Source organism: Synechocystis sp. PCC 7339 (genome assembly GCF_019924095.1).
Classification (GTDB): domain Bacteria; phylum Cyanobacteriota; class Cyanobacteriia; order Cyanobacteriales; family Microcystaceae; genus Synechocystis.
Genome location: NZ_CP063659.1, coordinates 1,753,586 through 1,775,545 on the forward strand (window position 1 = coordinate 1,753,586; position 21,960 = coordinate 1,775,545).

General features: G+C 48.7%; 20 protein-coding genes and 1 pseudogene. 11 read left to right on the forward strand and 10 right to left on the reverse strand.

Annotated features, from left to right (window positions below):
• The first annotated feature begins 117 nt into the window (after nt 1–117).
• Entirely contained in the window at nt 118–1,359 is a 1,242-nt protein-coding gene (petH, locus tag IQE94_RS08285) for a ferredoxin--NADP reductase (RefSeq protein WP_223343126.1), read from the forward strand.
• A gap of 91 nt (nt 1,360–1,450) precedes the next feature.
• Here the strand turns inward: petH and IQE94_RS08290 are convergent, their stop codons facing one another.
• Nucleotides 1,451–2,290: a Cof-type HAD-IIB family hydrolase gene (locus IQE94_RS08290; protein WP_212717400.1), complete on the reverse strand. Its 840-nt coding sequence runs from the start codon at nt 2,288–2,290 to the stop codon at nt 1,451–1,453.
• A gap of 266 nt (nt 2,291–2,556) precedes the next feature.
• Between IQE94_RS08290 and IQE94_RS08295 the strand changes: the two genes are divergently transcribed.
• The 4 genes from IQE94_RS08295 (at nt 2,557) to fetB (ending at nt 5,420) form a co-directional block, all read left to right on the forward strand.
• Nucleotides 2,557–3,423, forward strand: a complete 867-nt coding sequence (locus IQE94_RS08295; RefSeq protein ID WP_223343127.1) for a lipopolysaccharide assembly protein LapB — start codon at nt 2,557–2,559, stop codon at nt 3,421–3,423.
• A gap of 85 nt (nt 3,424–3,508) precedes the next feature.
• Nucleotides 3,509–3,916, forward strand: a complete 408-nt coding sequence (gene psb27, locus IQE94_RS08300; protein ID WP_223343129.1) for a photosystem II protein Psb27 — start codon at nt 3,509–3,511, stop codon at nt 3,914–3,916.
• The gene (rnc, locus tag IQE94_RS08305; RefSeq protein ID WP_223343132.1) at nt 3,913–4,608 is read left to right on the forward strand and encodes a ribonuclease III; all 696 of its coding nucleotides are present in this window, start codon (nt 3,913–3,915) and stop codon (nt 4,606–4,608) included. Before psb27 ends, rnc begins: the two co-directional genes overlap by 4 nt.
• A 32-nt stretch (nt 4,609–4,640) precedes the next feature.
• Complete coding sequence (gene fetB, locus IQE94_RS08310) at nt 4,641–5,420, forward strand: iron export ABC transporter permease subunit FetB (RefSeq protein ID WP_223343133.1); 780 nt, start codon at nt 4,641–4,643, stop codon at nt 5,418–5,420.
• Between the two features lie 327 nt (nt 5,421–5,747).
• Here the strand turns inward: fetB and IQE94_RS08315 are convergent, their stop codons facing one another.
• Nucleotides 5,748–7,061 carry a mechanosensitive ion channel family protein gene (locus tag IQE94_RS08315; RefSeq protein ID WP_223343134.1) on the reverse strand — a complete coding sequence of 438 codons (1,314 nt, stop codon included), beginning with the start codon at nt 7,059–7,061 and terminating at the stop codon, nt 5,748–5,750.
• Nucleotides 7,062–7,615: 554 nt separating this feature from the next.
• Here IQE94_RS08315 and IQE94_RS08320 point away from each other — a divergent pair.
• Together IQE94_RS08320 and IQE94_RS08325 are read left to right on the forward strand one after the other, a co-directional pair.
• Nucleotides 7,616–9,058: a carotenoid oxygenase family protein gene (locus tag IQE94_RS08320; RefSeq protein ID WP_223343135.1), complete on the forward strand. Its 1,443-nt coding sequence runs from the start codon at nt 7,616–7,618 to the stop codon at nt 9,056–9,058.
• Nucleotides 9,059–9,193: 135 nt separating this feature from the next.
• Nucleotides 9,194–9,784 (forward strand): chromophore lyase CpcT/CpeT, encoded by a 591-nt coding sequence (locus IQE94_RS08325; protein WP_223343136.1) that lies wholly within the window; start codon nt 9,194–9,196, stop codon nt 9,782–9,784.
• Here IQE94_RS08325 and pgsA read toward each other — a convergent pair.
• The 3 genes and pseudogenes from pgsA to IQE94_RS08340 form a co-directional block, all read right to left on the reverse strand.
• Nucleotides 9,781–10,320, reverse strand: coding sequence for a CDP-diacylglycerol--glycerol-3-phosphate 3-phosphatidyltransferase (gene pgsA / locus IQE94_RS08330; RefSeq protein ID WP_212717410.1), 540 nt, complete (start codon nt 10,318–10,320; stop codon nt 9,781–9,783). The two genes, IQE94_RS08325 and pgsA, sit on opposite strands and share 4 nt — an antisense overlap.
• A gap of 47 nt (nt 10,321–10,367) precedes the next feature.
• Nucleotides 10,368–12,160 (reverse strand): annotated as a pseudogene (locus IQE94_RS08335) (diflavin flavoprotein).
• A gap of 394 nt (nt 12,161–12,554) precedes the next feature.
• Nucleotides 12,555–12,971, reverse strand: a complete 417-nt coding sequence (locus tag IQE94_RS08340) for a DUF2358 domain-containing protein (RefSeq protein WP_212717412.1) — start codon at nt 12,969–12,971, stop codon at nt 12,555–12,557.
• A gap of 50 nt (nt 12,972–13,021) precedes the next feature.
• Here IQE94_RS08340 and pgk point away from each other — a divergent pair, with 50 nt between their 5' ends.
• Entirely contained in the window at nt 13,022–14,224 is a 1,203-nt protein-coding gene (pgk, locus tag IQE94_RS08345; RefSeq protein ID WP_212717414.1) for a phosphoglycerate kinase, read from the forward strand.
• Between the two features lie 278 nt (nt 14,225–14,502).
• A complete protein-coding gene (locus IQE94_RS08350; RefSeq protein ID WP_223343138.1) occupies nt 14,503–15,432 on the forward strand; it encodes a LysR family transcriptional regulator in 930 nt (309 codons plus the stop codon).
• A 33-nt stretch (nt 15,433–15,465) separates the two neighbouring features.
• Here IQE94_RS08350 and alaS read toward each other — a convergent pair whose 3' ends face one another.
• The 4 genes from alaS to IQE94_RS08370 all read right to left on the reverse strand — a co-directional run bounded on the left by alaS (nt 15,466) and on the right by IQE94_RS08370 (nt 20,223).
• Nucleotides 15,466–18,099 carry an alanine--tRNA ligase gene (gene alaS, locus IQE94_RS08355; RefSeq protein ID WP_223343139.1) on the reverse strand — a complete coding sequence of 878 codons (2,634 nt, stop codon included), beginning with the start codon at nt 18,097–18,099 and terminating at the stop codon, nt 15,466–15,468.
• Between the two features lie 164 nt (nt 18,100–18,263).
• Complete coding sequence (locus IQE94_RS08360; RefSeq protein WP_223343140.1) at nt 18,264–18,722, reverse strand: hypothetical protein; 459 nt, start codon at nt 18,720–18,722, stop codon at nt 18,264–18,266.
• 82 nt (nt 18,723–18,804) lie between these two features.
• A complete protein-coding gene (locus IQE94_RS08365) occupies nt 18,805–19,650 on the reverse strand; it encodes a CPBP family intramembrane glutamic endopeptidase (protein WP_223343141.1) in 846 nt (281 codons plus the stop codon).
• A gap of 186 nt (nt 19,651–19,836) precedes the next feature.
• Nucleotides 19,837–20,223, reverse strand: a complete 387-nt coding sequence (locus IQE94_RS08370) for an AbrB family transcriptional regulator (protein ID WP_020862256.1) — start codon at nt 20,221–20,223, stop codon at nt 19,837–19,839.
• A 416-nt stretch (nt 20,224–20,639) separates the two neighbouring features.
• Here IQE94_RS08370 and IQE94_RS08375 point away from each other — a divergent pair, with 416 nt between their 5' ends.
• Complete coding sequence (locus IQE94_RS08375) at nt 20,640–21,215, forward strand: DUF3038 domain-containing protein (protein ID WP_223343142.1); 576 nt, start codon at nt 20,640–20,642, stop codon at nt 21,213–21,215.
• A 46-nt stretch (nt 21,216–21,261) separates the two neighbouring features.
• Here the strand turns inward: IQE94_RS08375 and IQE94_RS08380 are convergent, their stop codons facing one another.
• The gene (locus IQE94_RS08380; protein ID WP_223343143.1) at nt 21,262–21,411 is read right to left on the reverse strand and encodes a hypothetical protein; all 150 of its coding nucleotides are present in this window, start codon (nt 21,409–21,411) and stop codon (nt 21,262–21,264) included.
• Between the two features lie 38 nt (nt 21,412–21,449).
• On the opposite strand from IQE94_RS08380, the gene IQE94_RS08385 reads away from it, so the two are divergent.
• Complete coding sequence (locus tag IQE94_RS08385) at nt 21,450–21,866, forward strand: hypothetical protein (RefSeq protein WP_223343144.1); 417 nt, start codon at nt 21,450–21,452, stop codon at nt 21,864–21,866.
• Nucleotides 21,867–21,960 lie beyond the last annotated feature (94 nt).

Here is a 21,960-nt window from a genome sequence, read left to right on the forward strand (position 1 = left end):
CCGCTTCTGACCCCATTGCTCCTCCCTGCCACGGCGATCGCCTGACGATGGTAGGCTTGATAATACTGCAATAAATTTCTGTCAGTATTATTTGATTGAGTAGGGAGCAATTAACCCATGTACAGTCCCGGTTACGTAGCGACTTCATCCCGCCAGAGCGATGCCGGTAATCGTTTATTCGTTTATGAGGTAATCGGCCTGAGTCAGAGCACCATGACTGATGGCTTAGACTATTCTATTCGCCGTAGTGGCAGCACGTTCATCACCGTCCCCCTAAAGCGGATGAACCAAGAAATGCGGCGCATTACCCGGATGGGAGGAAAAATTGTCAGCATTAAGCCTCTAGAGGGAGATTCGCCTTTACCCCACACCGAGGGCATTGCTAAACCCAGTCAATCCGAGGGAAGTGGTTCAGAAGCGGTGGCTAATCCAGCCCCTGAATCTAAGAAAACCATGACAACAACCCCCAAAGAAAAGAAAGCTGACGATATTCCCGTCAATATTTATCGTCCCAAAACTCCCTACATTGGCAAAGTTTTAGAAAATTATGCCTTGGTAAGGGACGGAGGCATTGGCACAGTACAACACCTTACGTTTGACCTCTCCGCTGGGGATCTTCGTTACCTAGAAGGGCAGAGTATTGGTATTATTCCCCCCGGAGAAGACGAGAAGGGCAAACCCCACAAACTGCGTTTATATTCCATTGCTTCCACCAGGCACGGTGACTTTGGCGACGACAAAACCGTTTCCCTCTGTGTGCGCCAATTGGAGTATGAAAATGAAGCCGGCGAAAAGGTATTGGGGGTCTGCTCCACCCACCTCTGCAACCTTAAAGAAGGAGATGACATTGCTATTACCGGCCCCGTCGGGAAGGAAATGCTCTTGCCCCCGGACGAAGATGCCAACATTGTGATGCTGGCCACTGGCACTGGTATTGCTCCCTTCCGGGCGTTTCTCTGGCGTATGTTCAAGGAACAGCACGAAGATTACAAATTTAAGGGCCTAGCTTGGCTGATCTTTGGCATTCCCAAATCAGAAAACATTCTTTATAAAGATGATTTGGAAAAAATGGCGGCGGAATTTCCTGACAATTTTCGTTTAACCTATGCCATCAGCCGGGAGCAACAAAATGCCGAGGGCGGCCGAATGTATATCCAGCACCGGGTAGCGGAAAATGCTGAGGAACTCTGGAATTTGATGCAAAATCCTAAAACCCACACCTATATGTGTGGTCTCAAAGGCATGGAGCCCGGCATTGATGAGGCTTTCACCGCCCTAGCGGAACAAAATGGCACGGAATGGACCACTTTCCAACGAGAAATGAAAAAAGAACACCGCTGGCACGTAGAAACCTACTAAGGACTTTTGTCTGTGGATTAAGTACATTAATTTGTTTGGTCTGGAGGGGAGTTTGCCATTGGTAGGCTCCTTTTCAGTTTTGGGCCAACAATTAACAGAGAGCTGGGGTCGAGCCCAGGCAAAACTTAGCCAAAGCTTGGGACACGCCATCGGCTTCCACATCCGCCGTTACCCAGTCCGCCACCCTTTGCACTTCCGGGGGAGCATTACCCATGGCCACCCCTACTCCGGCATATTTCAGCATTTCTAGATCATTAAAGTTATCCCCGATCGCCAAAACTGCTTGAGGATCAAGCCCTAACACGTCTTCGGCTAAATGTTTCAAGGCTAGGCCCTTGGTGGCTTCGGCGTGGGTGACTTCAAAATAGATCTCGGTGGATTGGGTCAAATGCACGGCTTGGCCCCGCAGTTTGCGACCCATTTCCGCCATCAACCGAGCCATCAGGGGAGCATTGCGACTAATAGCTAACATTTTGGTGGTGCTACCTAATTCAATAATTGCTCGTAAATCGCCGCTGGCCTGGGCAATGGCACCGGATCTTGCCATATAAATATGGGTTTCTGGGGTGATGTGCCGCACATGGAGCTGGTCGTTGTAATAGCAGTGGACATCAAGATGGGGTTGCAGATCCGGTTGCTCAAAGTGGGACAAAATCTCTAGGGCGATCGCCGGGGGAAGAGGTTTTTCCCTCAAAACAATGCCGCTGTGGGGATGCTTAGTCAGGGCGCCATTATAACTAATCACAGGCAAGGTTGACTGGATGGCCCGATGGAAGCGCAAAGCTGAACCGAACATTCTGCCGGTGGCCAGCGCCACTTGAATACCCCGACTCTGTACCTGGTGAATAGTTTGCACCACTGTGGGGTTGATTTGATTGGATACTCCGGCAATGGTGCCATCAATGTCCAACACCACTAACTTGATTGTCACTGTTAAACTCCCTGGCAACGGATTAATTGGGCAAAAATTCTGCTAGAAAGCTTAAATTTACAATGGTTTACATTTCCCCTTCCATTTAACCATTCTGATAACGGGCTCCCACATTGGCGTCCCAGACCAGAGCGACTATGCTGGAAAGGCAAAAATTTTGGTCTGATTCAGCATGACCAAATCGCCGAGACAATTGTTCATTGGTTGCATTACCATCTAAATTATTGTTCTGGGCTCGGATAAATCTTGCCAGAGGAGGCATTGGGGTGGCAACTTCTAGAACACAACGGGATGTTTGGGTTTACGTGGGCATTGGAGCCATGGTCAGTGCTCTGGTTTTATTTTCCTTGGTGCCCCTGGCGATGGGTTTGTGGCAACCTCGTCCCGCTGCTGATGGAGGGGTCAATGGCGTCACTCCCCTGGAAAATCAGGCGTTCGGTTACCAGTTAGTGCTAGAAAGGGAGCCGGATAACGTCAATGCTCTCCAGGGCCTGCTAGAAATTCGTCTGCAACAAAAAAATCTGACGGCGGCGATCGCCCCTTTGGAGCGACTGGGACAGATTAAGGCAGACCAGGTGCAGTACCGAATTCTGTTGGCCCAACTTAAAACCCAACTGGAAGATAAGGCCGGAGCAGCGAAAGTTTACAGAGAAATTCTCCTTCAATCCCCCTACAACATCCAGGCGTTGAAAGGCCTCAGTGGACTTTATGCCCAACAGGAGCGCCCCGCTGAGGCTGTGGCCATTGTGCAAAATGCCATTACCCAGGCGATCAAAGCCCAAACTGGAACTCCTGGCACTGTGCCCCCCGACCAGCTCACTTCCCTACAACTTCTGCTGGGGGAAATTTATCTTAGTCAAAATCGCCCCGACCAGGCGATCGCCATCTATGAAGCCGCCAGTAAAGTCAACAGCAATGATTTTCGTCCCCTGCTAGCTCAGGCCCAGGTCATGGCCCAAACCGGCAAGCTAAAGGAAGCAGACCCTTTTTTCCAGCAAGCAGTTATGCTGGCCCCGGTGCAATATAAGGACTCGATTAAAAAAATTGCCCTCCAGGTGACCAACCAGGCCTTAGCTAATCAGAGTGGTATTCCCGATGCTCCAACCCCAGCCCCCATCCTGAAGTCAGAATAAAAGCGAAGTCCCAGGAGGGCCCTGGCCAACTGGTAGGATATAAAAATTAACAAAATTCAGTAACAATCCAGGGAGGGAACCCTCAGTGATGTCCTTTTTGAAAAATCAGTTGTCACGGCTGTTGGCCTTAGTTTTAGTAGTGGCGATCGGTCTGACGGCCTGCGACAGCGGCACAGGACTCACCGGCAACTATAGCCAAGATACCCTGACTGTCATTGCTACCCTACGGGAGGCGATCGATCTACCCCAGGATGCCCCCAACCACCAGGAAGTCCAGGATACCGCCCGGGGTCAGATTAATGACTACATTTCCCGTTACCGTCGCAATGGTAATGCTGGGGGGCTAAAATCCTTTACCACCATGCAAACGGCCCTCAATTCCCTAGCTGGATATTACACTTCCTACGGTGCCCGTCCCATTCCCGAAAAGCTGAAAAAACGTTTACAGCTAGAATTTACCCAAGCGGAAAGATCCATTGAACGGGGCGTGTGAACCATCCTGATTTGCCCCCCATCGGGGACCCCCAGTTAAAACTCGAAGCCCTCACCCATCGTTCCTATTGCAACGAACACCCCGGCACTCCTTCCTATGACCGGCTAGAGTTTCTTGGGGATGCGGTGTTGGGCTTTGTGGTGGGGAAAATTCTATTTGAACGTTATCCCCACTTTACTGAGGCGGAGTTAACCCGTCTGCGCTCCCAGTTGGTCAATCAAAACCAGTTGGCCTATCTGGCAAGGTTTTTGCACATTGCCCCGGAAGTTCGCTTGAGTCAAAGCTTGGCTAGGGAGGATGGCCAATCTAGTCCCTCCATCCTGTCCGATGTTTTTGAATCACTGTTGGGGGCGGCCCTGCTTGATGCCGGTTTAACAGCAGTGGAGGATTTTATTCAAGAACTATTCGTTCCCATCCTAGAGCAGTGGGAAAAAAGTCAGGACGGGCGATCGCCAATACCGGTGCCGACAATGGATGTGAAAAGCCGGCTCCAGCAATGGGCTTTGGCCAAAACGAAACAATTGCCGGAATATGAACTAATTGATGCCAGTGGGCCACCCCATGCCCGGGAATTTACCTTTACCGTCAAGGTGGCTGGAAAAGTCCATGGCCAAGGATCTGGCCCTAGTAAGCAAATTGCCACCAAACAGGCGGCCCTAGAGGCGTTGAAAGGTTTGGGACTGTTGCAATAAGCAAAAAAGAACAACCATGGTGGGGAGGGGTTATGGAACACACCTTAATCGAACTGGATTGGGCCGATATTGGTTGGATGTTGGGACTCCTGGGCGCGGCGATCGCCCTTTTGCAATGGCAGGGGCTAAATCTGACAGGGCAACTACTTTGGGCCGGGGGGCGCACCATTTTGCAACTGATTGTGGTGGGCTATTTTCTGGCGGTGGTTTTTTCCCTGGATAATGCCTGGGCCGTGTTGCTGGTGTTGGCGATTATGTTGACCATTGCCGCCGTGGTGGCCAGAAATCGCATTAATCCCCGCAGTAAGTCCCTTTTTGGTTGGTTATGGCTTTCCTTGGGGGCCAGTACTGCCATTAGCTTGGGTTACGCCCTGGTAGTGATTATCCAGCCGCCCCAATGGTATTCCCCCCAGTATCTCATTCCCCTCACCGGAATGATTTTGGGACAAACCATGAACAGCGCTTCCCTCGCTGGTGAAAGGTTAGCCAGTGCCATTCAGCAAAATCCCCGGGAAATTGAAACCCACCTTTGTCTAGGAGCTACCCCCAGCCAGGCGATCGCCAGTTATCGTAAGGCCGCCATCCGAGCCAGCCTGATTCCCACTGTGAACCAAATGATGGTGGTAGGCTTGGTCAGTTTGCCGGGAATGTTAACTGGACAGGTATTAGCTGGGGGCGATCCTCTCAATGCCTCGGTCTACCAAATTTTGATTATGTTCTTAATTTTGTTGACCAATACCCTTAGTACCATTGCGGTTACCGCCACCGTTTACCGTCAGTATTTCAATCAACATCAACAACTGTTAGTCTAACCATGGGTAGCCAGCTTTCTAAGAACGTGTTTGGAAAGTTTTATTCCGCCCCCTAAATCTCCTCACTAAAGCTCCGGCAATACTGGGGGACTTTTATTTAATTTCTCCTCAAATTTGGGGGGCCAGGGGGGCTTTTAAAGAAGGTTCCAAAAGGCAGTTGGCAAGGTTTTAATTTGATCCTAAATCGACCCACTAAAGCGGCCCCAATTCTAGAAAATTCTCTAATTTCCCTCAAATTTTGAAGTTAGAAGGAACTCTTCAAACACTTTCTAAGCTATCTTTGCTACTAAGAAATTCCCCCATGCAATACTCTCGTAGTTAACAAAATTACTCAGTGGCAGTTAACCCCAATGGAGACAATGAATCTGCTGATTCTCGCAACATAATTGTGTAAATTTCCGTAGGCATTTCAATCTGGGCAGAGGCCAATTTTTCTTTAACAGCCTGGGTAACAGTAGAGGTTACCTGCAAAAATGATTGTTGACGGGAATCAACCCAGAAGCGAACTTTTAAATTGATTGTACTGGCCGCCAACTCATGCACTAAAATCATCGGTGCTGGCTCCAATTGAATGCCCTCTATGGATCTGAAGACCTCTTCAATTAAAGTTTTGACCTGGTTTAAATCACTATCGTAATCCACCCCGACCATCACATCACTACGACGCATGGGAGAAGCGGTGTTATTGATGATACTGCTTTGAAACACTACCTGATTGGGAATATAAACTAAACGACCATCATAGGTACGCATTGTTGTGGCCCGGAGTTGAATCTGCACCACAGTGCCTTCGTAGTCTCCCACCACAATCTGATCCTGAATGCGAAAAGGTCTAGCCGCTAACAAAATAACCCCGGAAATGTAATTGCTTAAAATATCTTTCAAGCTAAAACCAATGGCCACACTGGTTAGTCCAAGGGTTCCTAGCAAAGTCGCAAAATCTAGTCCTAAAATAGTCAGGGCAATTACTGCACCCATGATCCAGACGCCCCCATAGCATAGGCGACCAATCAGAATTTCCGCACTCCGATCGCCTTCGGTTTTTTCTGCCCACACCAGACCGGCATGACGTACTCCTTTAGCAACTATCCAAGTCAAGAGAATAATCACCAATGCCCCCAATAATGAAGGCAAAAGATTGATGGTATCTCTTAATAACTGTTTAGTTGTGTTGGTTAATCTTTGTAAAACATCAATCGCTAAAGGCCTTTCAATGAAAGCTTGATTTAAACGGGTTGCCCATTGTTCAGCCAAGGTTTCTACAGAAACATTAAAATCGAGGGCATCCTGATTTGTGACCGTCATCAAGATACGATTATTGATTTTTAAAACTGCCACTTCCCGTTGGGGATCAAACTGTACAGTGACAGCTTCGGGGGAATCTGCCTGGGCGAGGACGCTGGCAATGCGGCGATTAATGATCTGGGCCCGATCATCGGCGCTCAGGGTAGCTAAACTTCCCACTTCAAGAACGGATTGCCCCCGCACTAAAACATCGGCAAAAAATAATTCATTTTGGGGGGATGCCTGAATCTCGGCTGTTAACGAGGATTGGGGAATCTCATCCACTGCTTCTTGAGCAGGGACTTTCTGGGGATGGGCCACCGCCACAAACAAGACGACGGTAATGCTCCCCGCCATTGTTGCCCATGGTAATTTGTAATGTCTATTTACGTACTTTTTGAGTTTTAATAGCATTCAATCTTGCCCCGATGTTTGTCAGAATATTATTATTTAGGGAATAATTAAATAATAATATGCCCCTTAATTTTGATACTTTGGTTTGGAAAATATTAAAAAAATAAAATACTAATTGAATGATAGCAAATTTAAGTTGGCAAGTAAAACACTAGTACTCAATGACTAGTTCCTAGTAATGCAATTGACCATCAAACGAGTCTAGTTGGAATTGTCAAAGACCCAAACCGAATATCAAAAAAATTAACTGTTTTTCTTTTTCAAACAACATTGAACTTTAGCTTCTTCTCATGTTGAAGCCTGACCCCTACTAGGCCGTTGTCATCCCAGAGGCTGCCATTGTCCTCCGGAAAATTTTGCTATGATCTGCCTAGCTCTGCCGTGGGGGGAACCCAGACCAACTCTCCACTTTTGCTGTTCTCCCCTGGAAGCTTAAACACCTACTAAGGCTAGTTTTTTTGCCGTCATTTCCCACACAAATTTTTTAGACCTTTTCTATGACCGCTACCCTCTCTCGGGCCTCTTGGGCCAGCAATTTTAGCCAAAATGCAGTGGAATTCGGCCGCACTGGATTGGAGTTGATTTCAGGACAAATTCCGGCGGCGTTGAAGGGGAGTCTGTACCGCAATGGGCCGGGCCGCCTTAGCCGGAGAAAGGAAAAAGTTGGTCATTGGTTTGATGGCGATGGTGCTATCTTGGCCGTGCATTTTGACGAAGGGCAGGCTGAAGGTCTGTACCGTTATGTGCAAACCGATGGTTACAGAGAGGAGGAAGAAGCTGGGCGTTATCTCTACGGCAACTATGGCATGGTAGATCCCCAAGGGGTTTGGCATTACTGGAAAAGTTTGTTCAGCCAAAATGATGTGCTGAAAAATGCCGCTAATACCTCCGTGATCGCCCTGCCCGATCGCCTGTTGGCCCTGTGGGAAGCGGGCCATCCCTATGCGTTGGACTTGGAAAATTTAGCTACTTTCGGCCGGGAGGATTTTGGGGGAGCTTTTCAACCGGGCCAGCCTTTTTCTGCCCATCCCCTGAAGGATCCGTTAACGGGGGAAATTTTTAGTATTGGGGTAGATTTTCATTTCAATCTCAACCTTTACCGTTTAGACAGCCAGGGCAATTTACTCAAACACCGTCGTTTGAAATTAAGCCGCACCCCCTTTTGTCATAGTTTTTGCTTGGCAGGCCGTTATCTGATCCTCTTTTTACCCCCCATTACCCTCAGTCAATTTTCCCTACTGTTGGGCAATGTGGCCTATGCCGATGCCTTAGGCTGGGATGCAGAAGGCGGGACAAAAGTCTTAGTGATCGATCGCCAAACGTTGGAAATTGTCAGTGAAAGGGAAACAGAATCCTGGTTCCAATGGCACTATGGCAATGGCTGTGAGTTAGACAATGGCAATGTGAGGCTAGATTTTGTCCGGTTTGGTGATTTTGCCCAAACCAATGAATATTTGCGGGAAGTACCCACCGGAGCGGTCCAAACTTCGACCAATGGGCAACTGTGGCAAGCCATCCTCAATCCTCAAACAGCCAAAATAGTGGAGTTAACTAAGGTGCTAGACCGCAGTGGCGAATTCCCTGTGGTTAATCCCCAACGAACCGGTTTACCCTGGCGCTATACCTATATGGCTTTGCAACGGCCAGCAGAAATCCTTGGTTCCCAATGGTTCGGGGAAATTGCCCGCATTGATTACCACACGGGGGATGTCATCACCGCCAAGCTAGGAGAGCATCAATATCCCGTGGAGCCTCTTTATATTCCCCATCCAGATAACGGCGATCTGGGGTGGATTATCACTGTGGTCTATGACGGCAATCGCCATGGCAGTGAAATGTGGTTGTGGGATGCGGATAATTTGCAGGAAGAACCCATTTGTCGCTTAGCCTTACCAGAGGTGATTCCCTTTAGTTTCCATGGCACCTGGCGACCGGCCTAAGCTTAATAAGCTTGGCCCTAGGGATGGGGTAAAATTGGCTAGTCTAGGGAAACAATGGCGATGGCAAAGGTATTGTTGAACCTGGCTGCAGCTTAACAAAGCTCAATTTTATCAACGTTAATTTTTCAATCTTTCATGTCCCATTCCACCGATCTTTCTGCCCTGGCCCGTTGGATGGCGGCCGACTTTAGCAACCAGGCCCAAGCCTTTGAAAATCCTCCCTTCTACGCTCACATCCGGGTGGCCATTCGTCCCCTCGACCAAGCAAAATTTGGCGATCGCCTTTTGTTTTTAGAACAGGCCTATGACTTTATGCTCCAGAGACCCTATCGCCTCAGGGTTTTGAAGTTAAAGGCGGTGGAAGATCATATTGAAATTGAAAACTTTAAGGTCAAAGACGAAGAAAAATTTTACGGCGCAGCTAGGGATTTGGCCAAACTGGCCCAGCTCAGCCCCGACGATCTGGAGCCCATGAATGGCTGTGACATGATTGTGGAATGGACTGGCACCAGTTTTAAAGGTGAAGTGCAATCGGGGCGTCAATGCCTTGTGATGCGGGACGGCAAAGAAACATATCTGGAAAATAGTTTTGAGGTGAGCGAAACAGGATTAGTTAGCCTCGACCGGGGTTACGACCCAGAAACTAATGAACGAGTTTGGGGCTCTGTGGCCGGTGCGTTTCATTTTGTCCGGTGGCAAAGCTTTGCCGATGAAGTTAGTTTTTAGCTAGCCTCGACTTTGTTGTTTATCGGGGGAAACAGGTAGATTGCCCCGGAAATGAGTGTTAAAACCACTGCTATCCAGAAGATGGCCATACCAATTTGGCCATAAATTTCTGGCAAAGGCGCTAACAATAAGGCGATCGCCATTATTTGGGTAGCGGTTTTCGCCTTACCCCAGACATTGGCCCCAGTAATTGCTCCCTGACTAGCTAACTGGGGATTAACCCGCCAACCGGCAACGACTAACTCCCTGGCTAAAATTAAGCCCACTGCCCAGGCCGGTACCATTTGCCAAGTTAAGAGAATTAGCAACGGCCCCAACACCATTAATTTATCCACCAACGGATCAAGAAATTTGCCCAACTCCGTCACCTGGTTTAACCGACGGGCCAGGTAACCATCCAACCAATCGGTGCTGGCGGCCAGCAAAAAAATACCTACTCCCCACCAACGGTTTTCTGCATCTGGAGTTGGTAAACACAGAAATAGTAAGGGTAAGGCCAATAAACGGGAGACAGTTACCCAATTAGGTACATTCATCGCAAAAATGGGCAAAAATTGTTTTTTTCAGGGTTTTGCTAATCACTCTAATAATGGTCGCCAGATTTCCGGTGATGCACCGCCGTTACTCCATCCTGAAGCAGAGCGCCCCGGTCGGTCACCGCATAAAGCACCCAATGGTCGCCGCACTCCAGCCTTTGTTGCACCCGACATTCCAAGTAAGCCAAGGATTCAGTCAAAATTAGGGCACCATTTTCTGCCGTTTCCGTGGCTACCCCCGCAAAACGATCACCGCCGGGGGCAAAGGGTTTGAGGAAATGTTTCATCAGCCCTAGATGATTACCTTCCTGCAAAATATTCAAGACAAAGCAACTATTTTTGTGTAACAAAGACTCGATCGCCCTTTCCTTGGCCACCGCCACGGTTAAACCGGGAGGAGAAAAGGTTGCTTGGGAAACCCAGGACGCTAACATGGCACTGCTCAATTCCCCTTGCTGGGCAGTGACAACACAGAGGGAACCCACTAAACGACCCAAGGCTTGGTCGGTGCGGGCAGACTCTGACTCCGGCAGAGCAGATTTAGGTTGACGACGTTTTTCCGCTTTTTTCAGAGCCTGGGCAAAATCCGTACCGGCTTCTTCGCACATTTTCAGGATTTGGTCGGTGGGCTTAAATTTCACCCGGATGGTGTCAAAACCAAAGCTAAAGCCCGCATCCCGGAATTTGCTTTCCAACATATCGATCGCCTCTCCACTCCAACCGAAGGAACCGAACACTGCACATAGTTGGGTTTTGGAAGCATTGGCTAGGGTGATGCCCAGGGCCGTTTGAATGGGGGTGGGGGCATGGCCGCCTAGGGTGGGGGAACCAAAAATAAAGCCAGCCGAAGCTTCAATGGCCCCTTTAATTTCCTCAGCATTGCTAGTTTCCGCATTGATGGCTGTCACCGCTACCCCTGCTTTGGTTATGCCCCTGGCGATCGCCTGGGCGAGGGTGCTGGTATTGCCGTAGGCGGACGCATAGATTAATGCCACGTTCAAAGCTTGGGCCTGTTGTTCACTGAGCCATTGTTGGTAGTTACGGGTCAACTCCCGCAAACCGTAGCGCACTAAGGGGCCATGACTGGGGGCATAGGTCTGGGCGGGATAGGCTTCCAGCTTATTGAGGGCCGCACTCACCTGGGCCGCAGCGGGGGCCAGCAAACAGTCAAAGTAATAGCGGCGATCTTCTTGGTAAATAGTCCAGCCTTCATCAAATACTTGGTCGCCACAAACATGGGCCCCAAATAGTTTATCGGTGAATAAGATTTCGGTGCGGGGATCGTAGGTGCACAGTTGCCCAGGGTAACGGGGGCTGGGGGTGGGGGTAAAGCTCAACTCATGACCCCGGCCTAAATCCAGGCGATCGTTGCCTTTCATCACTTGAATGGGATTATTAACGTCTCCATCCGCCAGTAATTTTTCTAAATTTTGGGCAGCGGGGTTAGAGCAAATAATCGTTGCCTGGGGAGCCAAGCTTAATAACAGCTTCAGGGTATGGCTCCGGTTGGCGTTAACGTGGCCCAAAATGACATAATCCAGGATGTTCAGGTCTAGCCGTTGGATTAGTGTACCGACAAAATTATCAGTGAAGGACTCCCCCGGCGGGTCAAAGAGGGCGGTCTTATCAGCACTGATCAAGTAACTGTTGGCCGTGGTGCCCCTTTGCAGACCATACTCAATTTCAAACTTCAACCTGTCCCAAGTGCGGGAGCGAAACACAGTGGTGTCAACGGCGATCGGGCAGATTTGAACGTCTTTAGCAGGCATGGTGGGGAGAGGAAAAAAGACAAATTACCAACTGTGGTAGCCAGTTGGGCTGTCTCCAGTTTTGCATGGATTTCTAACTTTTGTGTCGACACCGTTGACGCCTTGATCCGAGCCAATGGATGAAGTGCTTATTGATCAATGCTTAAGGCAAATTTGCTGTATTAGCACGGAGGATCTACCGTTGAAATTATTTGGGAATGGCTAAAAGACAATAGTTTGAGATTAATTTCTCAAGATTCACACTTTTACCCAATAGCCTTACTTTACCGTTATCCACCCAAGCTAGTTTAGCTTCGAATCAGCAATCACTACCGTGAGATTAGTGGGATTATTCCAAAATTAATCATAAAAATTGAGAACGGATTGAGGCTTTCTTGGTCAATTCTGATTCAATATTGATCTATTGATCTTTCAAACCATCGCTAATTCGACACAAGCCAGCGCCGGAACAAGAATGAAAGCCTATTATTGAAAATGTTGTTTCACCACATCCCAGGGGGAACAGTCCCAATAATCAATGTGGGAGATAATTAACCCAGCTTTGTTCAGGGTCAACTCACTGCGGCCGCTGATAGCAATTCTCGGTTTCCAGGGCAGGGGGGTAGTCCAACTCAAGGTCCAACGGGTGATAATTTCTTGGTCTACCTGGGCAATGTCATGGAGTTGTAGATTGATCGCCTGAAACCAACGGGCCAGGAATTGGATCATTTTTTCGTACCGAGCCAGGCCCCGAAACCTAGTCAAGGGGTCTTGGAAATAAACGTCGGCATCGTAAATGCTCAGGGTCTGTTGCCAGGGAAAATTGGCATAGTCCCGTTGCAGAATGGTCAGAATGCTATCTTCGGAGGTCATTTTGGGCCTTTCCATTGTCGGCGGTAACATTGACTGGTTTAATTTTGTTAAGTTTATTTGACATTTAGGAGGAAAAGGCTTTGTCCAAGCAATCGATCGCCAATTTAACGGAGGCAGACCTCGCAGGGAAACGGGTTTTTGTCCGGGTAGATTTTAACGTGCCCCTGGATAATGGCAGTATTACCGACGACACCAGGATTCGGGCGGCCTTACCCACCATCAAAGACCTGTTGAGCAAAGGCGCCAAAGTTATTTTGGGCAGTCATTTTGGCCGTCCCAAGGGCAAAGTGGTGGACAGCATGCGCCTGACTCCCGTTGGCGATCGCCTAGCAGAACTATTGGGACAACCGGTGGTTAAATGCGACGATTGCATTGGCGCTGAAGTTACGGCCAAGATTGCTAGCTTGCCCAATGGCGGTGTGGCCCTGTTGGAAAATCTCCGTTTCCATGCCGGGGAAGAAGGTAACGATGCCGAATTTGCCAAAGCCTTAGCGGCCAACGCTGACCTTTACGTCAATGATGCCTTTGGTACCGCCCACCGGGCCCATGCTTCCACTGAAGGAGTCACCCATTTCCTCAGTCCCAACATTGCTGGTTACTTAATCGAAAAAGAATTACAGTTTCTGCAGGGAGCGATCGAAGCCCCCAAACGTCCCCTGGTGGCTATCGTCGGTGGTTCCAAGGTGTCCAGTAAAATTGGCGTCATTGAAACGCTGTTGGATAAGTGCGACAAGCTGATTATCGGCGGCGGTATGATTTTCACCTTCTACAAAGCCCAAGGTTTGAGCACCGGCAAATCCCTGGTGGAAGAAGATAAATTGGAGCTGGCCAAATCTCTCATGGCCAAAGCCAAGGAAAAAGGGGTGGAATTTCTTTTACCCACCGACGTGGTGGTAGCCGACAATTTTGCCCCCGATGCCAATACCCAAACTGTCAGTGTCAATGCCATTCCCGATGGTTGGATGGGTCTGGATATTGGTCCTGATTCCGTCAAAACCTTTCAGGATGCCCTAGCGGGTTGTGGCACCGTCATCTGGAACGGTCCTATGGGGGTATTTGAATTTGATAAATTTGCCGCAGGCACCGAGGCGATCGCCCGGAGCTTGGCCGAATTAACCGCCAGCGGTACCGTTACCATCATTGGTGGTGGGGATTCCGTAGCTGCGGTAGAAAAAGTGGGAGTGGCCGAAAAAATGAGCCACATTTCCACCGGTGGTGGCGCTAGCCTGGAATTACTAGAAGGTAAAGTTCTGCCCGGAATTGCTGCTTTAGATGACCGATAAAGTCTGCCTAGATAATTCTGAGAAAAAATTTTTCTCGCCAGTTGGAAGGCTGGGCCACGGGAGAAAATTTTTCACCAGATAGATCGGTTCTTTTCACTTTAGAACGCTGAAAAACTCCTCAGAAATTAACCGGGAAGATAGATGAAAATCTGTCCTCCCGTTTTTTTGTGCGTCATTATATCGCCCAAAAAAAAGTGCATCAATAACATTTTTGAGCAATGGAGAATGCTATAGCTAGAAATAGTTTATTGTGCCAATTTTCTCCCGAAAATTAACCTATGCGACTAGAACAGTTACAGGCTTTTTTAAAAGTTGCAGAACTAGGCAGTTTTCAACAAGCGGCATTACAATCGGAAGTGACCCAATCTACCATTAGTAGGCAAATCCAGGGTTTGGAATCTGCCCTAAAGTGCCAATTATTTCACCGGGGAGCCCAAGCAAAACTAACGGTTGCAGGGGAATTATTTCTACGACGGGCAAGGAAAATTTGTCAAGAATGGGATGTGGCTAGCGAGGAAATCAGTAGCCTTTTTCAAGGCAAACAAACGGAATTATGTGTGGCAGCGATCCACTCAGTTTGTGTTTCTTCCCTGCCTAGTTTATTGCCCAAATTCTGCCTAGGGCATCCCCACATTCAACTGCGGGTGACGGCCCTGGGGAGTGATAGGGCTTTGAAGGTTTTACAAGATGGTTTGGTGGATGTGGCTATTATCATGAGCCATCGCAGTTTAACTAATACTAAGGAGTTGGCCATTAAGCCCCTCTATGAAGAGCAAATTTGTATTTTGATGGCGGGAGATCATCCCCTGACAGCAAAAAAATTCATCACTTGGGAAGATTTGGGGCCCTATCCCCAGGTTATTTTTAAAGATGGTTACCGAATGCGACGGCTGGTGGAAGACGAATTTAGTCGCCGAGAAATTCCCCTCAACGTTAGTTTGGAACTAAATATTCCCGAAGCCTTTTATGGGGTGGTACAGGGGAGCGAAATGATTGCCCTAATGCCCCAGTCTTTGGTCAAGCCGGTGATTGATAATCCCAGTTTTTCTGTGCGCTATTTATTTTGCCCAGAGTCTGGCGATCGCCAGGATTTCCGACGGCAGGTATCGGTGGTGACCACGGTGGATCGTCTGCAAATGCCCCCCGTGGCCGAATTTTTCAATTTAGTAGTGGACTATTACCACTCGGCACCCCTAACGCTGAACTGATGAAGAATCTAGGTTGGAGCCTGGGTTTAACCCCTAACTAAGTTCGGCCAACAATGTTTGTTCCGCCATGGCCAAGGCTTCCGGCAACTTACTCGGATCCCGTCCCCCGGCCTGGGCCAGATTAGGACGACCGCCCCCGCCCCCGCCACAAATTTTGGCAATAACACCGATAAATTGTCCCGCTTTAAGTTGTTTAGTTTTCACCAATTGGGGACTAAAGGCCGCCACCAAACTAACTTTCCCTGGTTCGGGAATGGAGGCCAGCACTACGGCACTTTCCCCCAGTTTTTGTTGCAACCGTTCCGCCGCAGTTTTGAGGGATTCCCCGTCCACAGTGCCCAGATCCGCCACCAGAATTTTAAACTCGCCCACGGTTTGGGCTTGGGCTAATAACTGTTCGGATTTTTGCAAAGCCAACTCTTGCTTCAGGGCTTCCAACTGCTTTTGGTTAGCTTTTAATTCCTGTTGTAGTTGGTTAACCCGGTCGGGAATTTCCTCCGGTTTAGCTTTCAGGCGATCGCCAAGTTCTTTGACCACCGCTTCCCGGACATTGAGGTAATCCAACACCGACGGCCCCGCCACCGCTTCAATGCGCCTGACCCCGGCAGCAATGCCCGTTTCCGCCACTATTTTGAATAAACCAATTTCCGCTGTATTGGCCACATGGGTACCGCCACACAGTTCCAAGGAAACCCCCGGCACATCAATCACCCGCACTTCAGCACCGTACTTTTCCCCAAACATGGCGATCGCCCCTTTGGCCTTGGCATCGGCGATCGGCATTACTGCTACCTCAGTTTGATGGGCTTCGGCAATCCATTGATTGATTAAATCTTCAATTTGCTTTAACTCTTCGGTTGTCACGGCCCGGGGCGAGTTGAAATCAAAACGCAAACGGTTAAAATCCACCAAAGAACCGGCTTGGGAAATATTTTCATCCACTACTTTTTTCAGGGCCGATTGTAGTAGATGGGTGGCGGTGTGGTTTGCCTGGGCCCGACGGCGGCAGGCTCGGTCAATGGTGGCGGTGATGTTTGTGCCAACTTGAACTATACCTCGTTCTACCCGACCAAAGTGAATAAAAATACCCGATTCCCGTTTCACATCTTCAATGCGAATGAGCAAATTATCGCCGTTGAGGAAACCCTTATCGCCAATTTGACCGCCGGATTCCCCATAGAAAGGAGTTTGATCCAGTACGATTTGCACGGTTTGTCCCGCTTTCCCTTGTTTTACCAATGCCCCCGCCACCAATACCGCCTTGACCACTGCTGAACTTTGTAAATCGGTGTAGCCTAAAAATTCCGTCGGATGGATATGGTTAGCCAATTTATCCAAACTTTCCTGCACCGTTAAATCAATGGTCTCATGGGCCGCTTTGGAACGTTCCTGTTGTTCCTGCATGGCTATTTCAAACCCCTCCACGTCCACAGTGATGCCCTGTTCTTCAGCAATTTCCTGGGTTAATTCCAACGGAAAACCAAAGGTGTCGTACAAAGTGAAAGCATCTACCCCAGCAATTTCCTTGACCCCTCCGGCCATCAAATCTGCCAGTAACTTTTCCCCCCGTTCTAGGGTTTTCAAAAAGGCCGCCTCTTCCCGCTGTAACTCTTGGGCAATCAAGGTTTTCCTTTCCAACACATTGGGGTAAACTGGCTGGGCCAGGTCAATGGCGGTGGCGGCTACTTTGGTGGTAAATTCCCCTTCTATCCCCAGTAAACGACCATGGCGCACCACCCGGCGGATCAATCTTCGGAGCACATAGCCTCTCCCCAAATTGGACGCACTAATACCGTCGGCAATCATGTGGACCACCGCCCGGACATGGTCCCCGATTACTTTTAGTGAAATTTTCGTTTTTTCATCTGCTTGACCATAATCAATCCCCGCTATCCCTGCCGCTGTTTGAATAATGGGAAAAATCAGATCCGTTTCGTAATTGTTGGGCACTTTTTGTAAAATTTGAGCCATTCTTTCTAAGCCCATGCCCGTGTCAATATTTTTCTTCTCCAGGGGTGTTAAATTGCCCGTATTATCCCGATTGTACTGCATAAATACCAAGTTATAAAACTCGATAAACCGGCTATCATCTTCCAAATCTAGTTTCTCATCCCCCAATTCCGGATGAAAATCATAGTAAATTTCCGAGCAAGGGCCACAGGGTCCAGTGGGGCCAGAAACCCAAAAGTTGTCATCCGCTCCCATACGTTGAATGCGGTGGGCAGGAATACCAATTTCATCCCGCCAAATCGCAAAGGCTTCGTCATCTTCTTCAAACACACTGACCACTAACTGTTCCGAGGGCAGTTGAAATACTTGGGTGGATAATTCCCAGGCCCAGGCGATCGCCTGGGATTTAAAGTAATCACCAAAACTGAAATTGCCCAACATTTCGAAGAAAGTATGGTGACGGGCGGTGCGGCCCACGTTTTCAATATCGTTGGTGCGGATACATTTTTGGGAAGTGGTGGCTCGGGGAAACTCCGCTGGCTTTTGTCCTAAAAAGATTGGTTTAAATGGCAACATCCCCGCAATGGTTAACAACACGGTGGGGTCCTCCGGCACCAGGGATGCACTGGGCAAAATTTGATGCTGGCGATCGGCAAAGAAGCGCAAAAATTGCTCACGAATGGCGGGGCCGCTGAGGACGGGCGGGATGGTGGTCATGGTCTAGTTGAAGATTTTGCAGATGAATAAGACTTTGGGGCACTGTGGCTATTTTCCCATTTTAGGGGTTGGTCCCTGGCCCTTTCTGACCAGAGGTTCAACTGTAGTTAAAATCCCCCAATAGTGATGACACCATGAATAAAAAACGGCTAGAGTCTGTAGGCCTAGGGCTGCTGACAATGGACATTGATGTTGGTGATTACCTGTTGCTCCTGCTGACCGATGGTGGTCACCTGTTTTTGGGCTAATTGGGCAGTTAAAATGTCCTTACTTTCCAAGGCTTGGACCATGTTGCGGGTAGCTTCTGCATTACCAAGGTAAATTTCTACTAATTCACCTTGGTAATTGGCTAGGATGGGATCTTCTAAACTAAGTCGTTCTACCTTAGTGGCAGTGGCATCGAACGCATCGGCAATTTTGAGTACTTCTGCCGCTGAAGTGGTATCTCGATATTTAGCCCCTTCCTCCGCCATCTGTTTGGTAATTAGAATCAGTTGCCGGCATTGATTTGCTTTGCTAGCGCCACAGCCGATTAGGCCCTGGTTTAACCCTAGGATTAAAATCAAACTCCCACCAAAGCGGACGCTTCGACGGGCGAGAAAACCAGCAAATTTTTGCGACAAGGGCAATGGCATAGGTGGAAAATAGAAGACAACGGGGCAACGGGCAACCATCATACCAAATCCATTTTTGGTAATTGAGCCTTTAAACCCCAGGCCAAAGGGAGAAAATGTGGAGAAATAGCCCGATCGCCAGGGCAGTAAGCAGTAAACAACCAATACCGGCTAGCCCCGCCAGGGGTTGATTGGCCTTTCCCACCCAAAGGTTACCAGCGGGAGAAGGATAGGTGATTAAACCGGTGACATCGCAGGCCGCCAAGGCAAAGACCCATCCCCCGTGCAATCCCCAAGCCAGGGCCAGATTACCGCCATCCACTAAACGGGCCCACACCAGTACCATGCCCAATAACCATAGTCCAGGCAATTGATAGACTGTTAAACGTCGTTCCCAGAGCAGATGAAGCATGGCAAAAATAGCGCTGATTGCCATTGCCGTTGCCCAAACTGGTAAATCCTGTTGCAATTGATTTTGGAAAATGCCCCGAAAAATTAGCTCTTCCACCAAGGCGATCGCCAGGGCCAAGAGTAGAAATAGGGGAGAAAGTTTAACCAAATCCCATAGTTTTTCCCTGTGCCATTGCAGCAGACCAATTTTGCCCTGCACCGCCAAAGTTAAGCCCAAACCGAACACCGCCACCCCCACGGCGATCGCCAAAGAAAGTAACTGGTCGGGGGTAAAGGATAATCCATAATCCTGGAGGGATTGGCTATCTAATTGGGTTACCGCCCAGATGGGTAGGGGGGAAACCAGGTAAAGAGATAACACCAAAGGGAGCTTTTGCTCCGGAGTGACAGCCTGCCAGGGTTGCCAAGCTAGTTTATGCCCCAGCACCAGGGCAATGGGATACCACAGCACTAGCCAGCCAGTCAGAAAAACAGTAATTTTCAACGATCCTGGCCATGGTTGCCAAAACTCCATCAAATTTTCCATCGACCCATCCCACTGGCGATCACCAATTTTTTTTGAAAAAAAGCAAAACTTGCAAGGGCCAGCTTGACAGTACGTCCGCTGTCATCCCTAATCGATAAAAAAAGGGAGAAACCTTTTTGTTTCAGGTCTCCCCCCCGGCGAAAAAGCACCTAGATCCCCTTGCTTAGGGAACCACAGCCGAGAAATTTATACTTCCTCTTCGTCGTCGCTATCGGTAATTTGCTTCAGGTGAATATGCTTGTAACCAAGCTTGATCTCAAACTCATCACCGGACTTCAGACCCATTTCTTGGGTGTAGGTGGAGCCAATAACAATTTGCCCATTTTTGTGTACACTAACTCGGAATGTCGGTTCACGACCCCGACCATCTTTGGTACCAGAGGGATCGAGGGGAACCCCTTTGGCCGCTAGAACTGCGTCATAGAAGTCGGTCAAATTAACCCGCACTTGTCCTTCCTTGGAAGTGGAGTAGTAACCACAGGCTTTCGCTGTTTCTCGACGGGGCAGATGGGATAGTTCTTTGACTTTATTGAGTAATGCTTTGCCGGTTAGTGCGGTGGAGGCGTTTGGCATGGGATTATTTTTTCCGTTGAATGATACTTGATTGCGGGGACTTGTTTTTTTTCAAAAGTCTACATGGGATAAAATATAACATTAAACCTTAGCTGAAAAACTTTTTTTTTCAACTTTTTGATTGTTTAGCCGGGGAATTTTTCCCTCTAAAAAAATTAAGCCTTGACCTCTGGCGAGTTTTGTCCTAGAAATTTTGGCCCGGTATGGAACAATGATGAGTTAGGTTTGGACAATACAAGCTAGCTACGGGTTCACCTTTCCGAAAAACAATGATTTTTTGCCCGGATTAGCGGCAAAATTAACCGGGACAGTGGGGCAAAATATATTTATCCCAGGGGAAACCATTACTTCGGCTCAATTCGCTATCCTATGCATGTCATGCATTCATTAACATTCCTCCAGGTCCCTGAGATTCTATGGTTCTTGCCCAGTTCGCCTCTAGCCCCGCTCCCCCCCATTCCTTTGCCACTGTCCCTAATCGTCAACAACTGCGACAAATGAATTGCTACCTAGACCAGCTTTTGTTAGCATTGGTCGCCTTGACGGATGTGGATCAGGACACCTGGACAACAACCCTAGAAACAATTTCGTTACCTACGACAACAGGTCAATCTTTGACTAAGAAATATCCTGTTCCTGCTGTTGCCCCCGGCCAACTAGATGTAGAAGGAATTAGACTTTTGGCCATGGCGATCACCTATTTGGGAGCCCATTACCAGGAATTGTTGCGGCGATCGGTCAGTTTAGTTGAGCAGACAAAGGAACAGGGCAAAAATCCTTTACAAACCGTACTTTTAAGTGAGTACGCTCGAAAATTCACCTCCGCTTGGCAGGCCTATGTGGAAAAACAGGGGGGAGAGGCTCATATTCCCCTACCAGCACCCACCCCCGATCGCCTCCTCACCTTGCTGACGGAATTATTTTTCTTTAGCAGTCAAGATGGTCCCCGCCGACTCTGGGGAGTATTAGCCATGATGATTTCCCCCGCCTAACTTAATTCTCACCAATTCTGGCTTCAGTGCTTTGCCGGCCTGGGCCCTAAATTAGTCCCTTCCCAGTACTGATCCCAAAGCCCTGACTGGGGAAATATCTATGGATTACTCCCCGCCATAAACAATTGCCCAACAGCCCCGGTAAAAACGGCGATCGATCCGGTAAATGACTACAATTGTGGTCAACCAGGCCCATGGACTAGGTAAAACTATTTGACTGAGGAAATAATCTCTATGGCTCAAGATTCTCCACCTCCCATCTCCCAAGAAGCCCTGACCATTGCCCATCTCCAAGGAGTACAGGATCGACGTCGGGAAGAGCGGATGTTGGCCTTTTGCCAAGTATTCGATATGGAAGGGGAATTAGTGGGGGTATCCTTTGATTTAACCCGTAGCGGCATTTGTGTGAGTGTTCCCAACGATTGGCCCCGGGACAGGGATTTTTCTGTCAAGCTCCGGCGCATGGACAACGAAGCCTTGCCCACCATCACCATTAAGCTCACTCCCATGTGGCGTCAATGCCGTAATGAAAGTTTTGACGAAATCGGCGGCAAAATTATCGAAGTGGACTGCCCTGAAGCTTTTTCTACCTTTTTGCAATATTGTCAACAGGCTGGCCCGAGTGGTTTGCTGGAACGTCAAACTCCTTGAAAATAACCGCTTTTGCTTTTGCCCTGCTTCCTACCGCCGGATCGGACGGAGTTGCCTTGTCCTGTTCTGTGTAGAGGTTAGTTTTGCTTTAGCT

Excerpts from the sequence above, each read along its gene's own strand:
- petH (WP_223343126.1), top strand. The coding sequence starts at position 118 with ATGTACAGTCCCGGTTACGTAGCGACTTCATCCCGCCAGAGCGATGCC.
- fetB (WP_223343133.1), top strand. The coding sequence starts at position 4,641 with ATGGAACACACCTTAATCGAACTGGATTGGGCCGATATTGGTTGGATG.
- IQE94_RS08315 (WP_223343134.1), bottom strand. The coding sequence starts at position 7,061 with ATGGCGGGGAGCATTACCGTCGTCTTGTTTGTGGCGGTGGCCCATCCC.
- IQE94_RS08320 (WP_223343135.1), top strand. The coding sequence starts at position 7,616 with ATGACCGCTACCCTCTCTCGGGCCTCTTGGGCCAGCAATTTTAGCCAA.
- IQE94_RS08325 (WP_223343136.1), top strand. The coding sequence starts at position 9,194 with ATGTCCCATTCCACCGATCTTTCTGCCCTGGCCCGTTGGATGGCGGCC.
- pgsA (WP_212717410.1), bottom strand. The coding sequence starts at position 10,320 with ATGAATGTACCTAATTGGGTAACTGTCTCCCGTTTATTGGCCTTACCC.
- IQE94_RS08340 (WP_212717412.1), bottom strand. The coding sequence starts at position 12,971 with ATGTTACCGCCGACAATGGAAAGGCCCAAAATGACCTCCGAAGATAGC.
- IQE94_RS08350 (WP_223343138.1), top strand. The coding sequence starts at position 14,503 with ATGCGACTAGAACAGTTACAGGCTTTTTTAAAAGTTGCAGAACTAGGC.
- alaS (WP_223343139.1), bottom strand. The coding sequence starts at position 18,099 with ATGACCACCATCCCGCCCGTCCTCAGCGGCCCCGCCATTCGTGAGCAA.
- IQE94_RS08365 (WP_223343141.1), bottom strand. The coding sequence starts at position 19,650 with ATGGAAAATTTGATGGAGTTTTGGCAACCATGGCCAGGATCGTTGAAA.
- IQE94_RS08370 (WP_020862256.1), bottom strand. The coding sequence starts at position 20,223 with ATGCCAAACGCCTCCACCGCACTAACCGGCAAAGCATTACTCAATAAA.
- IQE94_RS08375 (WP_223343142.1), top strand. The coding sequence starts at position 20,640 with ATGGTTCTTGCCCAGTTCGCCTCTAGCCCCGCTCCCCCCCATTCCTTT.
- IQE94_RS08380 (WP_223343143.1), bottom strand. The coding sequence starts at position 21,411 with ATGGGCCTGGTTGACCACAATTGTAGTCATTTACCGGATCGATCGCCG.
- IQE94_RS08385 (WP_223343144.1), top strand. The coding sequence starts at position 21,450 with ATGGCTCAAGATTCTCCACCTCCCATCTCCCAAGAAGCCCTGACCATT.